This is a genomic window from Olsenella sp. Marseille-P4559, from assembly GCF_900605015.1.
Classification (GTDB): domain Bacteria; phylum Actinomycetota; class Coriobacteriia; order Coriobacteriales; family Atopobiaceae; genus Tractidigestivibacter.
On the sequence record NZ_LR027573.1, the window covers coordinates 825,146 to 842,063 of the forward strand.

Below are 16,918 nucleotides of genomic sequence, written 5' to 3' on the forward strand. Positions count from 1 at the left end.
CAGCCCCGAACCGACGACGGAGAGGGGTGGGGGCCTTGGAGAGGAACCTCATGGCTGGGCTGAACGCGGACAGGGAGTGCGGCGTCAAGCCGAACTTCTCGGAGGTCGCTAGGAGGTACGGCGCGGACGGGCACACCGTCTCGAAGTACTGGAACGGGGGCGGGCCCTCGCCGGACGACGGCAGGCACGGGCGGCAAAGCGGGTTCGACCGCTGCCGCGACGAGATCGAGGAGAAGGCGGCGCTGCCGGGAGCCACGGCCAAGGGCACCCACGAGCTGCTGCTCGAGCGTCACGCGGGCGACGAGCCGCCGGTCCCGGGCCACAACGCCTTCACGAGCCACCTGAGGGGGCGCGGCATAGCCGTCGGGCGCGGCGGCGCGCCGGACGCGCACCCCAGGTTCGGGACGGCGCCCGGCGAGCAGCTGCAGTCCGACTGGAAGGAGGGCGTCACCATGCGCGACCGCTCCGGCCGCGGGTACCGCTTCGACGCGTACGCCTCGACGCTCGGATGGTCCCGGATGCACCACTTCGTGCGGTCCCCGACCAGGGCCAGGGACGACCTGCTGGCCTGCATGGCGGACGACATCCGCTGGCTGGGCGGCGTGCCGCGGCAGCGGCTCGCGGACAACGTGCCGGCCGTCGCGACGCTCGGCGGCGACGGGAGGCGCTCGCGGGACGGGCGCGTCGCCGCCTTCGCGCGCGAGGCCGGCCTCGGGCTCGCGCTCTGCCGGCCCAGGACGCCGCAGACCAAGGGCAGGGACGAGGGCGCGAGCCGCCTCCTGTCGCGCCTCGGGGCCTGCGAGGGCGACTTCGAGGGCTGGGAGGGGCTCGACCGCGCGATGGCGCGCGTGCGCGCGAGGAGCAACGAGGAGCCGAACCGCACGACCGGCCTGCCGCCGGAGCCGCTCTTCCGGAGGGAGAGGGGGGCCCTGGGGCCCATGCCCCGCGAGTCGGTGCCCTCGGCGCTGGTGGGCGGCGTGCCGTGGCAGGTGGTGCCCGCCACCATGCTCGTCAGGTGCGCCGGGCGCGAGTTCCCGGTGCCGAGGGGGTGCATGGGGCGCCGCGTGAGGCTGCTGCTCGAGCCGGGCGGGCGCCTCAGGGCCTACGACGGCGGGGGGCTCGTGGCGGCGCACGACGCCGCCGCCCCGGGAGGGCCGGTAGCCTACCGCGAGGGCGACTGCGCCGAGGCGGTGGCGGACGAGCGCTGGGGCGGCGACGCGGACATAGAGGCGCAGGCCAGGCGCAACCTCGAGCTGCTGGGCGGGCCCGGAGGGGGCGAGGGGTCGTGACCGGCCCGGAGGGCAGCGTGCCGGAGCGCATGCGCGGCAACCTGGGGGAGCTCGGCCTCGACGCGATGGCCTCCTCCGCCCCGGAGTACTCGAGGCTGGTCGCGACGGGCGCGAAGCCGTTCCCCGAGGCCCTGCTCGAGATGACCGGCGCGCAGGTCGCCGCCGTGAGGGAGCGCGACCTGGACAGGAGAGTCGAGAAGGCGAGCCTCCCCCACGTGAAGGCTCTCAGGGACTTCGACCTCTCGTTCCAGCCGTCGGTCCCCAGGGGTGTGGTCGAGGACCTCGCGACGCTGGGGCTCCTCGACCGCCACGAGAACGTCGTGCTCGTCGGCAGCCCCGGCGTGGGCAAGACCCACATCGCCGTGGCGCTGGGGGTCGAGGCGATCCGCGCCCGCAAGCCCACCTACTTCACCGACTGCCGGCGCCTCGTCTCGGACCTCGCGCACGCCGCGGGCAAGGGCCAGCTGGAGAGGCGGCTGCGCCTCTACGCCCACCCGTCGCTGCCTATCGTCGACGAGGTGGGCTGCCTGGACGTGGACAAGCAGGGCGCGGACCTGCTGTTCCAGCTGACCTCGAGGAGGTACGAGAGGAGGTCGGCCATCGTGACGGCCAACGTGGGGATGGGGTCGTGGGCGAAGGTCTTCGGGGACCCGGTCGTGGCGTCGGCGATAGCGGACAGGCTCTGCCACCACTGCCACCTGGTACGCATGACGGGGAGGTCCTACGGGACCAAGGACCTCGCGCCGCAGGACAGGGCCTCGCCGGCAGTGGTCGCCGATTCCGGCGCCCCGCGGTGACGGGACTGGCGAATGTACGTTGGTGCGTGTGTTTAGTCAAATCTTGCTTTCGGTTTTGAGCACGGAGTTCTTTCGGGTTCGCGCACGAAACTTTTTCGGGTTTCGTCACGGACGCGCTGCCGACCCTACCTCCCCGACTTACCCAGCATGAGGCTCTCCTCGAGCCTGTGGCTGGGCCCGCCGAACTCGACGAGCCTGCCGTGGCGCGCGACGCGGTCCACGATCGCGGCCGCAAGCTTGTCGTCGGCGAAGACCGTGCCCCACCTGCCGGACTCGATGTTGGTTGTGAATATGACACTCCTCCTCTCGTAGCTCTCGGAGATCACCTGATAGAGAAGCCGCGCCCCGTCCACGTCGAAGGGCACGTAGCCAAACTCGTCGAGTATCAGCAGCCTCGCCCTCGAGACGTCGGCGAGCAGCCCGTCGAGCGTCCCCTCGCGCTTGGCCTTCCCGAGCTGCAGCACGAGCTGCGCGGTCTGCCAGAACCTCACCGGGTAGCCCGCTGACGTCGCGGCAATCCCGAGCGCGGTGGCCATGTGGGTCTTCCCGCGCCCCGTCTGGCCGTAGAACACGAGGTCCTCCGCGTCGCGCACGAACGCGAGCGAGCACATGTCCTCGCGACCCCAGTCGTCGGGGAACGCCACGTTCGACCAGTCGAACCCCTCGATCGACTTCGGCACGGGGAACCTCGCCTGCCTGAGCAGGCGCGCCCGCTTCGCCCTGTCGCGGTGGGCGATCTCCGACTCGAGCATCGCCGTGCACGCCGCGACCTGGCCGGGTGTCGCGGAGCCGAGGAAGGCGGCGATGGTGTCGCCGGATATGAAGAGCGCCCTGGCGGCGGCGCGGAAGGCCGCCTGCGCGGCCTCACGCTCCGAGCTCGTCTGCGGCATGGCGGTCGCCTCCCTCGAGCAGCCTCAGCGCCCCGTCGCAGGCGCCCAGGTCGACCTCCTCGCCGTACCCGACGCGCTCGTCACCCGCGGCGGCCCTGGCAGCTGACAGCGCGACGCTCGCGCGATCGAGGCCGCCCGTCGCCGCGAGCGAGCGCGACATGCCCTCCACGGCGGCGGCCCAGCCGCGCTCCGCGCTCTCGTCGCGCAGCACCCTCAGGTCGGCGGCGAGGCCTGCCGGGCGCTCGGAGTCCAAGAAGGCGACAAGCTCCGCCGGCAGCGATGCCCTCACGCTCGAGTCCCTCCAGCCGGCGGGCCTCATGCAAAGGAGCCTCAGCTGCAGGGTCGGGTCTGAGCTGTCGGTCGGGGCCTCGCCCCATTCGCGCTCGTAGGTGGCGACCACCTCGCCGGTCTCGCGGTCGCAGACCGTGACGTCGAAGGCGCCCAGCGCGACGGCGACCTCACGGCGCGCGTAGGCGGGGCCGGCCGAGTAGCGGTGCACGCCGCCGATCGTGAACACACCCTGCTTGCTGCACCTCCTGGTCTCCCACCTCACGCACGAGAACGCGGCCGGCGGCAGCGGCGAGAGCGCCCCCCTGTCCTCCCCGAACAGCTCGGACTCCGGCGTGCCGAGCCCGTGGTGGCGCTTGCCCTCGCTGAGGTCCAGGCAGTCCCCGAGGAGCCTGCGGTTGAACGTGGCGACGTCGTGGAACGACGGGACGGGCACGAAGAGGTTCCTTCTGTGGAAGCCGACCTTGTTCTCGACGTTGCCCTTCTCGTTGCCCGAGCAGGGGTTGGTGAAGGTGTAGTCGAGCCCGTAGTGCGCCGCGAAGAGCCGGAAGAGCTCCGACGTCCTGACCTCGCCCCCGACGCGCCTGCCGACCTCGGTGGCGTTGTCGAAGACCGCCCTCCTAGGCACGCCGCCCGCGAACTCGAAGACGTTGCGGAGCCCCTGGCAGACGCACTCGGACGTCTCGCCCCAGAAGACTTGGGTGAGCCCCACGTTGGAGTGCGGGAAGGTGACGGTCAGGTACTTCCCCCCTGGTGAGGACGCCACGCACCCTGAAGTCCGCCTCGCCGAAGTCGACCTGCACCTCGCCGGGCAGCCAGCTCAGGGCCAGGAAGCCCTCGGCGTCCCTGCGGTCGCGCTCGCGGGCCATCTCCTCGCGCCTGCGCCTGACGTAGCGCTGCACGGTGGAGTAGGACCCCTCGTAGCCGAGCTCGTCGCGGAGCCTCACGTACACCCTCACGGCCGTGTGGCGCTGCTTGCGCCAGTTCCTGCAGTCGTCGTCGAGCCAGGAGTCGATTGTCGCCTCGTAGGGCGCGAGCAGCTCGCTCCCCGTCTCGCGCCTCCTCGGCGGCTCCGGTGAGAGGTCGCCCATCCTCGCGTACTTCCGGGCCGTGGGCTCCGAGACCCCGACCGCCCTCGCGATTGCCGCGATCGGCTCGCCACCCCTGGCCCTCCTGCGTATATCCTCTATCTTGTCCACGTCGATCATTCCTCTCTGGCCCTCCCAACGTCGCAGACCGAAGCAACGACATTGTCGGGCCGACCGCGGGTGGTCGACGCGCCTATGCTCACACCCGAAGGTTTTTCGTGCCCGGACCCGAAATCTTTCGGTGCTCAAACCCGCAACTCCGAGGCTATCAAACACAGGTGCGGATGGGGGCGGTTCGCTGTCTAGTCTGGTGAAATCTATCTTGACTTCAACACGGGTCCCCCGGCAGCGCGCCTCCGAGCATCCGAGGGCCTGCCTGGGGATGCGGAGGGCGCGCCCCGCATGGGCCCCCACGCTCGCCCTCCCGCGCCCCGCGGGCCGGCGCCCGGCCGTCCCCCCGCACGAGGCCATGGGCCCCGCGCGCGTCGGAGACGCTGACCGCCGCGAGCGCCTCGGCGGCCACGTGGCCGGTACCGGCGCCCGTGGCCGCGTGGCACCTCACCCCGAAGCGCCACCGGCCCCCCTTCTTCGTCTGGCGCATCTCGGGGTCGCGCCCGCCGCTCGCGGCCTTGGTGGAGCCCGGCGCCTCCACGATCGTGGCATCGACGCAGGGGCCGCCGTGCATGAGGGGGCCTCGGCTGCCGAGCCTGTCGCGGATGCTGCCCTCGATCCTGCGATCGAGCTCCTCCTCCACCATGTGGCGGAACCTGAGGAGCGTCGTGGCGTCCGGCACGTCGTTCCCTGAGCCCACGAACTCGCGGACGGCCAGCGAGTCCCACGGCGCGCCCCCGCCTCCCCGCCCTCGGCCTCTTGGCATCGACGAGCGCCACGAGGTCCGCCCAGGGCACGACGGAGCCCGTCTGGTCGAGGAACGCCTTCCTCCTCGTCACCCTGCCGCCGGACATGAATGCGGGGTCCACGAATGAGGCCTGGCGTGCCATGGGGAGCCTCCGATAGGACGTTTTCGCTGGTGGACATACCCATTGTCTCACTGGCGGACATCCCATGGGACCGGGAAGCCCGTCTGTGCGGTACCATGTGTTCAGCGTTTCCCTAGGCGACCTCGCGAGGCTAGGATGGGGACGCCATCAGGCAAGTGCTTTCGGTAGCGAACGCCAATTTGTGTCGAACGAACTCAGCCAGTTCATAGACCGAGGCGAAGTACGCCTTGCCCCAAGGCTGTTTGAACTCGGTGACGTCGGTGCCTGTCTTCTCCCACGGCGCATCTGCCCGGAAGTCCCGGCCGATGACGTTCTCGAACGTCTCGCCGACCTTCCCCTTGTACGAGTCGTGCCTGTGGTAATCGGTCTCTCGGCGGATTCCGCAGCTGATGCCCATCTCGTGCATCATCTTGAGCACGGTCCTACCGGCGATGGCCGCGGCCTTCTTGCGGTTCGAGAGCGTTTCTCCACCTTCAGGGCTATCGATTTTTTAGGTGGGCGTTCTCCGCCTCGAGCTTCTGGACGCGCCGCTCGAGCCCCTGCTCCCGTGTCATCGCCTTCGGCGGCGAGGACGGTTCCCTCGGCCTGCCCTTGGGCTTCGGCCTGAGCGCCTCCGGGCCTCTCTCCCGGTACGCCTTCATCCATTTCTTGAACGAGCTGAGCGAGGCGATCCCGAACTTGGCCATGGCCTCTGGCTTGGTAATCCCCTCGTCTACGACCGCCCTGACGGCGGCCACCTTGGTCTCGAACGAGTAAACCCCCTTCTTCGTGCCCATCAGAACGAGAACCCCGATACCGACGGGCCTGTAGATGTCCGGCCGTTTTCTCTCACGGTTTCCTCAGGGATGCCGGGCAGGGACGCGACCGAGCCCCTTGTCGTACAGCTCGGCGGCGCGCACCCTCAGCGCTACGTCGTAAAGAGCATTCCGGCCATAAAGGAGCCTCCCATTTCTTATGTCCAAGAAATGGGAGGCGGTTCATCTTCGAGGCCTCGTCCGGCTCGTCGAACAAGTGTGGCATGCCGCCGTAGGCGAGGTACTCCTGCAGCGCAAAGCGCTTGTGCCCGCATAGGCAGCGTAGAACTCGCAGTAGGAAAGCGGATGCACAAGCACTTCACGCCGAGGTCCCTGAAACCTGTCGCGATATCCCTCGGGAGGAACTTGGAGTTGCTCCCCGTGATGTACGCGTCGTAGTTCGCGTGGTTGTTCAGCGATATGACGGCTCTCTCTCGAACGCCTCCACCATCTGGATCTCGTCGAGGATGATGTAGCATTGGGCGCCCTCGTCAGGCGCCGCCTTCTCCACGTACTCGCGCAGCGCCTTCCTCTCACGCAGCTCTTCGAACCTGTTGTCGTCGAACTCTACGACAACGATCTGATTGTCTCACACGCCCCCGCCACGGAGGTAGCCGCAGAACAGGTTCCTGAGAAGATAGCTCTTGCCGCAGCGGCGCACCCCGGTGATTATCTTGACGCAGAGACTGAACATCCTCTGCTTCAGTTGCTCCAGATATTCATCCCTCTCGATTCTCATAATCCCTCGATTTTCGATTCACATGTGCAGTATTTTTCGGCTGGCATGCTAAAAGCATCGCACTCTGCCGCATCATTTAGATTAGGGTTTCGATCGAGCTTCATGTAACATGTAATGTAAAAGATTAGGGTTTCGATCGAGCTTCATGTAACATGTAATGTAAATTCCGGCAGTCATATATCTTGTGAACGAGTGAAGAAGTATGTAAGGGAGCAACGCCTAAGGCCGCGTACGCACGGGCAGCTAAGTCTGGTGCACTTCGCCATCCTCGACGACCACGATCTCGTCGGCACACGCCTCAATGAGCTCCCTGTCATGGGTTATGAGCACTACGATGCGCCCGGCGTCAGCGTAGCGGCGCATTGCCGCGGCCACGCGCCTCATGTTCAGGTAGTCCATGCCGCTCGTGGGCTCGTCAGCCACCAGCACGTCCCTCTTGGCTGCCAAGGCTGCAGCAATTGCAAGGCGCTGGCGCTCCCCTCCCGAAAGCGACAACGGATGCTCCTCGTGCTTATTCTCCAACCCCACCACAGCCAGGTACTCTTGAGGGTCGCATGCACCATTTGAGAGGAGGATCTCCTTCTCGACACTCGAAGTGAACAGCTGTGCGTTCACGTCTTGCAGGATCATGTAGCAGGAATCGCGCTGCCAACGTCGCCGAACGGGCGAGCCGTCCATGGTGACCTTGAGCCGTATAGGCTTCACTAGGCCGCACAGCGCCTTCCCCAGCGTGGTCTTCCCCTGGCCGTTGCCACCCACCACAGCCGTCACCTTGCCTCGTAGAAACATCAGGTCGCGAATATGCAGCAGGGGCTTCTTGCCGTATCCGCAATCCAGCTCTTCGATGACCAGGCCGCCGCGTTCGTCTTCACTCCGCGCTGAAATGCGGGGCACAGGCGGGTCCGCTCCCCTCAGTCCCATATCATGCAGCTGGACCGAACTCAGGCTCTTAAACTCATCCCCAACAAACGCCCGCTCAACTTGGCCATCTCGCATGACGATCACACGATCTGCCAAGCTGCTCAGCCAATCCAAGCGGTGCTCGCTTACCACGATGGTCTTGCCGGCCTGCTTGAGCTCGGCAAGAATGGCGCCGATCCTCTCGATGGTATCGATATCGAGATTGCTGGTGGGCTCATCCAGGACCACGCACGGCACATCGGTTATGCAGCACGCCGCTAGACAGATCAGCTGCTTCTGACCGCCGGACAGCGCAAAGATACTCCGGTCCATGAGGTGCCCAATGCCAAACCGATTGACCACCGCGTCGAGGCGCGCTTTCATCTCGTTAATGCCCATACCAAGATTCTCGGCCGGAAAGAGGATCTCTGCCGTGGTATTGGTCGTGAAGAACTGGGTCTTGGGGTTCTGGAACACCGATGCCACCGTAGACGTGATGTCGTACGTCTTCATCGAAATCGTATCAGCTCCATTGAGCTGCACTTCACCCTCCAGGCGGCCTTCAAGAAGGTGCGGGATGATGCCGTTTATCATTCGGGTGACGGTCGTCTTGCCGCATCCACTGGGTCCGGTGAGCACGACGAACTCACCATCCTCTACGGTCAGATCAATCGGCCCAACCGAGGTCTTGTCGGGATATTCCCAGATAGCATCATGGATCGCTATGTCCACACAAACCTCCACACGATAAGGGCAGCAAGCAACGAGAACACGAGGGCATCCGCCCATCCCAGACGGCATGCGAAGTAACGGCTCTTGCGCCCTGGGATGTCGACGCCGCGTGTGTATGCCGCCATCGAAAGGTCGTCGGCCATAACAGAAGCGCCTGAGAGCAGCGGCACGAAAACGTATTCCAAGCTCTTCATCGGCGTAAGCAGGGCCCCTAGGCCTGTCCTGATGCCGCGCATGTGCATGGCCACCCCGATGTTTTCGACGTCCTTGCGCAAGCACGGCATGTAGCGCAGCATCACGCACAGCGAGATAATGAGTCCCCGCGGTAAGTACAACTGCTCCATCGAGGCCATAAGCTCGCTCACCTGAGTGGAGCGCACCAGATAGCCGGCAGCCGAGAACGGCAGGAAGAACACCAACGCCAGATGGACGATGGTCCCCAAGATGGCCACGATAAACAGATCGGCATTCAGCACCGCAGACAGCCCGTTCAGAGCAGCATAGAGCACGACAAGCTTAAGTGCATCCTTCGCAAACCCCGAAGCGACATTGAGCAACAGGATGGCCGCCAGGCACGCCAGCTCGACAGGCAGAGTCATTGCCCAGGCGATGGACGCGCTCAAGACAAGGACCAGCACAATCTTCGTTCGAGGATCGAGTTTGAGCCACCCGTCGCAGATCATGTCTCGATGCCAGACTTTTCGAGATTCTTCTCAAGGATGCGCTTAGCCAGCAGTACACCGAACACTGCACCCACGATAACCGAGACGTATAGCACAGGCAGCACCCATGTGGGAAGGCTCAGATAGCCCATCGCGAACGTCTCGCCCATGGTCTCCAACGTCTTCGCATAATACGCTTCGCGGTTCACGAAAATCTGCCAATAGCTCGCCACCATGTTGAGGCTGAGGGCGACGTGGGCGAGCGCGATGCCCTTGTACGTATGCAGTCCAGCCCATTGGCGCAGCAGCTCGGCGATCAGAGCGAACGCCACAATATGAACAAGTAACAGGTAATGAAGGCCGGTCATCAGGTGCAATACCAGAAACGGCAGCAGCGCGAACAGGAACGTAGCCCACTTTTTCTGACACCTCGCCATGAAGAATACCGTAATGATGGCCCCGATGACAGCATAGGCGAAGGGATAGAGCATGTAGGCGACCACCGACATCCCAAACGGGGTGCCCACTACGAATGATCCCACGAGATAGATGGCGGCAAAGATGCCGATATTCACAAAATCCTTCGTTTGCAGTCTCTCGTTCACAGACGTGCTCCTTTCGCTGATGCTTCCATGCTTGTTCATGGATTTCTACAACCCAACCTAATAGCTGTACTGTTCCACGGCGACCGACCGTTCGACGAGGCTGCGATACAAGGGACACTCCTCCATAAGTTGGTCGTGAGTGCCTGCCGCCTGCACCTGGCCATTGTCGAGCACCACGATGTTGTTGGCGTTCTCAATGGACTTCATGCGATGTGAGATAACGATGACCGTCTTGCCCGCCACGAGCTTGTTCAGTCCTTCTTGCACCCTGGCCTCGCTCTCGACGTCGAGCGCTGCAGCAATTTCGTCGAGGATGATGATGGGAGCGTCCTTGAGCAACGCCCGCGCGATGGATATGCGAGCGCGCTCCCCACCGGAGAGCCTTGCCCCGTTCTCCCCGATGGCCGTGCCATAGCCGTCGGGCAGATGGGAGACGAAGTCGTCGCATCCTGCCAGCTCGGCGGCATGCTTCACCTCATCATCGGTGGCATCCAGTCTTCCGATGCGGATGTTCTCGAGCACCGATGTATTGAAGAGCACCACATCCTGGAACACAATGGACACGCAGTTGAACAGGGCTTCTGTATCCATCTCCTTAATGTCGCACCCACCGATGGAGATCGACCCGCTGTCGTAGTCCACCAGACGGCTGATGACGCGCAGCAGCGTCGTCTTGCCGCACCCAGAGGGGCCGACCAGCGCCGTCACCTCGCCCTGCCTGGCCTTAAACGTTACACCGTCAAGCACCTGGCGCATCCCGTCATAGGAGTACCGCACGCCGCTCAAGGCGACGTCGAACTGCGTCGGCGCATCGCCTACCCCCTCTTGAGTCGGCGTATCCCTGATGTCCTCGATCTTCTTTACGCGTGCATCGAGATAAAAGATCTCCGCAAGGTACTGGAACACGTTATTCACGCCTCGGGAGAACATCGCCGCTGCAACCACGTAGCCCACCACGAACAGCAAGGTGGCCTGCCCTTGGGCAAGCAGGTGCACGCCCACGGCAAGTGTGATACCGATAGGCAGCACCGTGATGGCCTGGGCTGCGCTCAATGGGATGACCTGCGCAAGCTCGCTTCCCCACTGCAGCTTCTCCGCGTTAACGAGGTTGCTTGAGATGCGGGCCCTGAACGCCTCCTTAAGCTGATAGCTTTTGATCTCCTGGCTCAGGTCGATGGCGGTTTGGTACTCCTCGGATATCTCGCGCAGCACGGCATACTGCTCCGTGCGTATCTGCACTTGCAGGCGCTTTGTCAAGTAGACTAGGGCAATCGAGAAGGCAATGGGTACGAGAATGCACAGGGCAAGGCGTGCATCGCCGAGCAACATCAAAACTGCACCGAGGATGAAGTAGGCCACGAACCCTATCAGGTTGGCAACCCCGTGAGCCAGGGCGTGCTCAAGGGCGGCTACGTCGGCTGTGAGCACCTGCGCAAGGTCGGACACGTCGTGTCGCGTGAAGAACGAGAGCGGAAGTTCCTTCATCCGACTTGCCAAATCGATTCTGATGTTAGCCGTCTCGCGGTAGGTTTCGTTGTAGGAGACGCGATAATTCATGTCGACAGCCACATACATGACGGCCGCCGATGCGGCTAGCAAGCCAACGTAGAGCCAAATGTTCGGCTCTTGCCCCTCCGTGAGCTGCCAAGCCAGGAAAAACACCAGCATCATCGGAAGCAAGAGCGAGAGGTAGTAGAAGAAATAGCTGACGCTCGACCGTATGAGGCCGCGTGCCCCATCGTCGGTCAGCGCGAACGACCTTCGAAGCAACTCTTTCATGACACCCTCCAGTCGTTTGCTTGCTGGTAAAGGTCAGTCAGCTGCCTATAGCGCCCACTTGCCTGCATGAGCTCCTGCTCCGAGCCCCGCTCGACTACCTGTCCATCCTCTATGAACAGAATCTCGTCCACGTTTCGTATGGCCGAGAGCCTATGCGCGATCATGATGACGGTCTTACCTTCCATCAGCCTGGTGAAGGCGCGCTGCAGCTCGTACTCGTTCTCCGGGTCTGCGGCGGCACTGGCCTCGTCAAGAATAAGGATGTTCGCATTTTTGAGCATAGCCCGCGCAACGGCGATGCGCTGTACCTCGCCCCCAGAAAGGTGCACGCCCTCCGACCCGACCACCGTAGCCTCGCGATCAGAGAACTTGTCAAGGATGGAAAGGCACTCTGCGTCCTCCAGGGCGCGCATCACCTCGTCGCGCGAAGCGGCAGGCCGACCGCAATGCACGTTCTCGTAGATGCTCATGTGCGGGAAGAGCTTTGCATTCTGGAATACGTATGCAATGTTGCACAGCAACGCATCCTCGGTGTATGCGTGGATGCTGTTACCGCCAATCAGCAGCTCCCCGGTCGACACGGGATAGAACCCCGAGATGAGCTTGGCTATCGTCGACTTCCCTCCGCCGCTCGGGCCCACCAGAGCATAGGTCTTCCCCGCCTTGAGCGTGCAGGAGAAACCATCCAGCACAACGCGGTCGCCATAGGCGTACGTGACGTCGCGGAACTCCACGTCAAAGCGTTGCATCTCGTCAAGGTCACCAGAGGTTATACGAGATGCCGCCATTTCGCTGCGCAGGTTTTCCAGATGATTGAGCGCCTGCTTGGCCTGATAGTTGTCCATACCCGTGAACATCACGGCCATGAAAGCCGAGTAGCACACGCCGGAAAACATTGAGAAGAACAGCGCCTTCACCAGGATGACGCCGACGGGTTCCCCCTGCACGATAAACAAGATCGCAAATGGTATGACCAGCGCATAGAAGACGTTGAATAGAACCTGGAATCCCACGTAGGGCCGCCGGCAACTGAGGGTATATTGGTAGATATTGTCCCGGTACTCGCGAATGGCATCGATGAGTGCCTTGTAGTAGTGCACGGTGACGCCGAAGATCTTGATGACCTGTATGCCGCGCACATACTCCACCGAGGCAGAACTCATCTCCTCCATGGCACGGCCGAACTTCTCCATCAGCTCGGGGCGCCCATACATGGCCTTGTATTGGAGAGCGCCGATGGCAATGGTGACAAGCAGCAGGGCGCACAGCCTCCAGTCAATGATGCCGAGCAAAACGAACATGAGTACGGGCGTAACGATGGCGCTTACGTTGTTGGGAATGAGATGGGCGACCGTGCGATGCGTATTACCCGCATTGTCATCGATGATGCGCCTGACCTCACCGCTCTGGTGCGTATCGAAAAACGAGAACGAGGCGTCGAGCACATCGTTCAGACCCGACGTGCGCAACTTCGTTTCGAGGCCGAACCCCAGATAGTGGGAGTGCAGCAGGGCTACAATGTTCAGCAGGCCGTAGGCTACCATCGCCAAGACGATCCACATGGCATAACTGGCCGCTTGGCCCGAATCGTTACCGACCAGGAGCAGGACCAACGTTTGGTACAAAAGCCAGTAAGCTACCATGTTCATTGCACACGATATTGCGGCAAGGGCGATAGACACCCAAGCGTGGATACTGCGCTCTGGGATATAACCCAATAACCGGCGATAGAGCTCGAACATGTTTACCTCCTTATTTTACCGCTTTATTGAACAGACAAGTTAGTTAAGGTAAAGTTTACGAGCAACCATTAGAGCACAACGTGCTCAATCAAATGGTCTTAGCGGAATACATCCGTTTATTTGAGGTAGAATATTTGTCTAATCGAGGTAGCAATGACATTTAAGAGCATCGACGATTTGGGCCTCTTGTCTATGGCAAGGCCGGCAGAATGGTCATATCGACCTGCAGGCATGACATACGAGATCGACCTTGAGGATGTACGGGGATTTCGTTGGTATTACCGCATGGAGGGCCGCTACTCCATCGCTATCGACCGGCTCTCTTTTGCCCGCGACTTTATGCTCCAAAGCAAAGTTGAGTCCTTGTACACAATCGTCTTGTACGTCACAGCCTCAGGGGATGAATTCCTTCCCTACCGCAGCCTGTCATCCGACTCCATCACGCTGTATGCGCCCGATACCCCTTTTAAAGTGATATACCACCACAACATAGAACTCTATGCACTGACAATTAACATATACGCTTCGTTCGTAGAGAACTTCCTGCAGGAGCGCTACCCCACACTGGCTGGAGCTGTCCAGACAGCGTTTGCACGAGGCCCGCGGCAGAGGTTCGACTTGATCCGTCCGCTGATGTACGACATCTTGCAATGCAATGAGAGTGCAGAGGTTTCGGCACTGCTCTTCGAAGCGAGGATCCTGGAGATATTGTCGCGAATCACAGGTGCCCAGGAAACGCTGGCCATCTCAGACGCGGCGGCGGAGCGGGTGACGATCAAGCCCGAGGATGTCACGGCACTCATGGAGATTGCCGAGTATATCTCCGACCATTACAACCGGCAGATTTCGCTCAAGACACTTTCGAGCATCTCGCTGATGAGCGAGAGCAAGCTCAAGACCCTGTTCAAGGCACAATATGGAATGACCATCACGGAGTATATCCAGAAGAAGCGCATGAGCAGCGCCGAGCTGCTTCTCATCAGCACCGACCTGCCATTGGCGCAAATCTCAAAAATCGTGGGCTACGCAAACCCCAGCAGGTTCTCCGAGTTGTTCCGGAGATATTACGGCATCGCGCCGTCCAGTTACCGCGCGGGGAAATGACGGACACTTCATTTCTGGTCTTCGGCTCGCAGAACAACTTCAAATCGGTGGGCAATCCGCAGGATGATAATCGACCTGCGAGCAAAACGATTGCGTCGAAAACAGTGGTGTACGAGGGGGAGTGAGAGAAGGCCACCGCTTGCCCTAGAATGTCGGTTCGCCAAGATCGGCAGAAGAGACGGCAACGATGGCCAACGGCAACAGAATACCCCACGGGGACCCGGAGCTGAGGGACGTCCCCATGGGCTTCCCGGACAGCGTATCGAGCCTGTGCGACATGATGAACGCCACCATGGCGGCTGTCCTCAACGAGATCGCGCCCACACAGGCCGACGAGGCGTGCGGCACCGAGCACGGGGTCCGCGCGGAGTCGAGGGTCAACAGCTGCAACGGCTACGGGAGGCGCAGCCTCGAGACAACGGGCACCCTCGACCTCGGGGTGCCCAGGCTCAGGGGCGGCTCCTGCTTCCCCACGGAGCTCTTCGGGCGCTGGCCGCGGCGGTCGCCGGGACGTGCGCGACCGGCACGTCGATGCGCGGAGTAGAGGGGGCCGCCGCGAAGTTCGGCATCGACTCGCTGTCCAAGGGCCAGGTCTCGCGTCTGTGCGCCGCAATCGACGAGGAGGTCGACCCCTCCTTCTCCAGGGACTGGCCGGCGGTGCGCTTCGCCTGTCTCCTCCTCGACGCCACCTACGTGAGGCGCCGCGTCGGCGGCCGCGTGCGCGGCGAGTCCTCCATCGCTGCCATCGGCGTCGGCGACGGCGGCAGGCGCCACCTCCTGGGCTTCACGTGCGCCAACGCGGAGGGCTACGCGTCGTAGAGGAGCTTCCCGCAGGGCCTCGGGGAGCGGGGCGTGACGAACGCCCGGCTCGTGACCCCCGACGCCCACGATGAACTGCCTCCCATTTCTTGGACACGAGGAATGGGAGGCCTCTTTATGGCTGGAGACGCTCTTTGCGATGTCGCACTCAGGATGCGTGCCGCCGAGCTGTACGACGAGGGATACGGCCGCGCCTCGGTCGCGGCCCTGCTGGGTGTTCCGGAGGAAACCGTGAGACAATGGCTTTCGGCTTACGAATCCGTTGGCATCGAGGCCCTTGCACTGATGGGTGCTAGGAAGACGGCCTGCCCGTTCGAGACGAAGGCCGCCGCCGTCAGGGCGGTCGTGGGCGGGGGCATGACGGAGCCAGGGGCGATGGCGAGGTTCGGGATCTGCTCGGCGACCTCGTTCAAGAGGTGGCTGAGGGCCTACCGGGGGGCGCCGGGGCGCCCGGGCCGAAGCCCAAGGGCGGGCCGCCCGGGCCCAAGCCGAGACCCGCACGGCCCACGCGCGAGCAGGGGCCAGGGCGCCGCGTGCAGAGGCTCGGGGCGGAGAGAACGCCCACCTGAAAAAATCGATGGCCCCGAAGGCGGGGGAGCGCCCTCGAACCGCGAGAGGGCCGCGGCCGCGAGCGGGCCTTCGGGGCGACACCCCCTCGCCGGCCTGCTGGAATGCGCAGGATTGGCGAGATCGAGCTGCCACTACGCGCCGTCCCACCCGAAGGGTCCCACGAGGCCCGGGCCCTGGGGGGCCGCGGGAGAGGTCCTCTCGCGCACTGCCAACGGCCGCGGGCACCGGCAGGTGGCCACGTGCCTGCGCGCCGGGCAGGGCGCGGCCATCGCCGGCAAGACGGTGCCCGAGACGACGCGCGAGATGGGCGTCAGCCGTGGGATCCGCCGGGAGACCGGCTGCCGCGGGCGCGACTCGCACGGGGGGCAGGGTCGGCGAGACGTCCGAGAGCGTCATCGGGCGTGGCTTCCGGGCGGGCGCGCCGTGGGAGGAGGCGGGCACCGACGCCACCGAGCCCAAGCGGCCGTGGGGCAAGGCCCGCTTCGCGCCGACCTGCGACTTCGGCAGCAAGGAGACCGTCGCCTGGCCCACGTCGCCGCGCCCCGACATGGCCCAGCAGCCCGAGCCGCTGGGCCAGCTCCCGGCGAAGAGGCCGGAGGGCTCCGCCCCGATGCCCCATTCCGACATGGGCTGGCAGTACCAGCACGCTTCCCGGTGCGGACGCCTGCGGGCAGCCGGCATCGTCCAGAGCATGCCCAGGAAGGGCAACCGCATCGGCAACGGCGCGACGGAGCAGGCGTTCGGCCATCTTAAGGACGAGTCCTTCCGGAACCAGACGTGGCCAAGCTTCGAGGAGTTCAGGCGGGACCTCGACGCATACGTCGTCCACTGGAACGCTAGGAGGAGATAGGTCAGACTGGAGGGCTGACCCCGGAGGAGTTCCGGGATCAGTCCCTAGGCGCGGCCCAGGCCGCTTATTAGCCCGTCCAAGAATCGGGATGCAGTTCACGAGGTGCGGGGGCCACGTTTTTTGTATGGCGCATGGCATGGATCCTGACTTTTGCAGTTGAAGAGGCCGTTTTACCTGTGCTTACCGGGAAAACGGCCTCTTTTTCACTTGTATATTTTCTGTAGTGTTACAGGGCCTTCCAGCGCACCTCGCGCCCCTTCTTGAAAAGC

Annotated in this window: 17 protein-coding genes and 2 pseudogenes; 6 read left to right on the plus strand and 13 right to left on the minus strand. The window is 63.5% G+C overall.

The genetic code is table 11. From position 1 onward, the window contains the following. Nucleotides 1-50 precede the first annotated feature (50 nt). Together E0E00_RS03825 and istB (E0E00_RS03830) are read left to right on the plus strand one after the other, a co-directional pair. Nucleotides 51-1,289 (plus strand): DDE-type integrase/transposase/recombinase, encoded by a 1,239-nt coding sequence (locus tag E0E00_RS03825; protein WP_130811242.1) that lies wholly within the window; start codon nucleotides 51-53, stop codon nucleotides 1,287-1,289. Next, nucleotides 1,286-2,086: an IS21-like element helper ATPase IstB gene (gene istB / locus E0E00_RS03830; protein WP_242622121.1), complete on the plus strand. Its 801-nt coding sequence runs from the start codon at nucleotides 1,286-1,288 to the stop codon at nucleotides 2,084-2,086. The genes E0E00_RS03825 and istB (E0E00_RS03830) overlap by 4 nt, the downstream gene beginning before the upstream one ends. A 125-nt stretch (nucleotides 2,087-2,211) precedes the next feature. Here istB (E0E00_RS03830) and istB (E0E00_RS03835) read toward each other — a convergent pair whose 3' ends face one another. The 13 genes from istB (E0E00_RS03835) to E0E00_RS03885 form a co-directional block, all read right to left on the minus strand. Next, entirely contained in the window at nucleotides 2,212-2,976 is a 765-nt protein-coding gene (istB, locus tag E0E00_RS03835; RefSeq protein WP_130811243.1) for an IS21-like element helper ATPase IstB, read from the minus strand. Continuing rightward, complete coding sequence (locus tag E0E00_RS03840; protein WP_371683377.1) at nucleotides 2,951-3,976, minus strand: hypothetical protein; 1,026 nt, start codon at nucleotides 3,974-3,976, stop codon at nucleotides 2,951-2,953. Before E0E00_RS03840 ends, istB (E0E00_RS03835) begins: the two co-directional genes overlap by 26 nt. Further along, entirely contained in the window at nucleotides 3,885-4,472 is a 588-nt protein-coding gene (locus tag E0E00_RS15325) for a hypothetical protein (RefSeq protein WP_371683369.1), read from the minus strand. Before E0E00_RS15325 ends, E0E00_RS03840 begins: the two co-directional genes overlap by 92 nt. A 208-nt stretch (nucleotides 4,473-4,680) precedes the next feature. Beyond that, nucleotides 4,681-5,229, minus strand: coding sequence for a transposase (locus E0E00_RS03845; RefSeq protein WP_130811244.1), 549 nt, complete (start codon nucleotides 5,227-5,229; stop codon nucleotides 4,681-4,683). Nucleotides 5,230-5,483: 254 nt separating this feature from the next. Continuing rightward, nucleotides 5,484-5,771: a hypothetical protein gene (locus tag E0E00_RS03850; protein ID WP_207302651.1), complete on the minus strand. Its 288-nt coding sequence runs from the start codon at nucleotides 5,769-5,771 to the stop codon at nucleotides 5,484-5,486. A gap of 61 nt (nucleotides 5,772-5,832) precedes the next feature. Continuing rightward, the gene (locus E0E00_RS03855; protein WP_242622122.1) at nucleotides 5,833-6,129 is read right to left on the minus strand and encodes a helix-turn-helix domain-containing protein; all 297 of its coding nucleotides are present in this window, start codon (nucleotides 6,127-6,129) and stop codon (nucleotides 5,833-5,835) included. A gap of 430 nt (nucleotides 6,130-6,559) precedes the next feature. After that, a complete protein-coding gene (locus E0E00_RS03860) occupies nucleotides 6,560-6,727 on the minus strand; it encodes an AAA family ATPase (RefSeq protein WP_130811245.1) in 168 nt (55 codons plus the stop codon). Nucleotides 6,728-6,736: 9 nt separating this feature from the next. Continuing rightward, nucleotides 6,737-6,886 (minus strand): hypothetical protein, encoded by a 150-nt coding sequence (locus E0E00_RS14295; RefSeq protein ID WP_165443540.1) that lies wholly within the window; start codon nucleotides 6,884-6,886, stop codon nucleotides 6,737-6,739. 243 nt (nucleotides 6,887-7,129) lie between these two features. Then, entirely contained in the window at nucleotides 7,130-8,518 is a 1,389-nt protein-coding gene (locus tag E0E00_RS03865; protein WP_165443541.1) for an ABC transporter ATP-binding protein, read from the minus strand. Further along, nucleotides 8,509-9,201: an energy-coupling factor transporter transmembrane protein EcfT gene (locus E0E00_RS03870; RefSeq protein ID WP_130811247.1), complete on the minus strand. Its 693-nt coding sequence runs from the start codon at nucleotides 9,199-9,201 to the stop codon at nucleotides 8,509-8,511. The genes E0E00_RS03865 and E0E00_RS03870 overlap by 10 nt, the downstream gene beginning before the upstream one ends. Beyond that, a complete protein-coding gene (locus E0E00_RS03875; protein WP_165443542.1) occupies nucleotides 9,198-9,785 on the minus strand; it encodes an MptD family putative ECF transporter S component in 588 nt (195 codons plus the stop codon). The genes E0E00_RS03870 and E0E00_RS03875 overlap by 4 nt, the downstream gene beginning before the upstream one ends. A 57-nt stretch (nucleotides 9,786-9,842) precedes the next feature. Further along, nucleotides 9,843-11,564 carry an ABC transporter ATP-binding protein gene (locus E0E00_RS03880; RefSeq protein WP_130811249.1) on the minus strand — a complete coding sequence of 574 codons (1,722 nt, stop codon included), beginning with the start codon at nucleotides 11,562-11,564 and terminating at the stop codon, nucleotides 9,843-9,845. Further along, complete coding sequence (locus tag E0E00_RS03885; RefSeq protein ID WP_130811250.1) at nucleotides 11,561-13,306, minus strand: ABC transporter ATP-binding protein; 1,746 nt, start codon at nucleotides 13,304-13,306, stop codon at nucleotides 11,561-11,563. Before E0E00_RS03885 ends, E0E00_RS03880 begins: the two co-directional genes overlap by 4 nt. Nucleotides 13,307-13,459: 153 nt before the next feature. Between E0E00_RS03885 and E0E00_RS03890 the strand changes: the two genes are divergently transcribed. The 4 genes and pseudogenes from E0E00_RS03890 to E0E00_RS14935 all read left to right on the plus strand — a co-directional run bounded on the left by E0E00_RS03890 (nucleotide 13,460) and on the right by E0E00_RS14935 (nucleotide 16,649). Continuing rightward, on the plus strand, nucleotides 13,460-14,410 hold the full coding sequence (locus E0E00_RS03890) for an AraC family transcriptional regulator (protein WP_130811251.1): 951 nt from the start codon (nucleotides 13,460-13,462) through the stop codon (nucleotides 14,408-14,410). A 292-nt stretch (nucleotides 14,411-14,702) separates the two neighbouring features. Beyond that, nucleotides 14,703-15,229 (plus strand): annotated as a pseudogene (locus tag E0E00_RS14925) (transposase). A gap of 153 nt (nucleotides 15,230-15,382) precedes the next feature. Continuing rightward, nucleotides 15,383-15,448, plus strand: a pseudogene (locus E0E00_RS15330) (hypothetical protein); the annotation flags it as partial. A 667-nt stretch (nucleotides 15,449-16,115) separates the two neighbouring features. Further along, nucleotides 16,116-16,649, plus strand: coding sequence for an IS3 family transposase (locus E0E00_RS14935; RefSeq protein WP_242622123.1), 534 nt, complete (start codon nucleotides 16,116-16,118; stop codon nucleotides 16,647-16,649). Nucleotides 16,650-16,918: the final 269 nt, after the last annotated feature.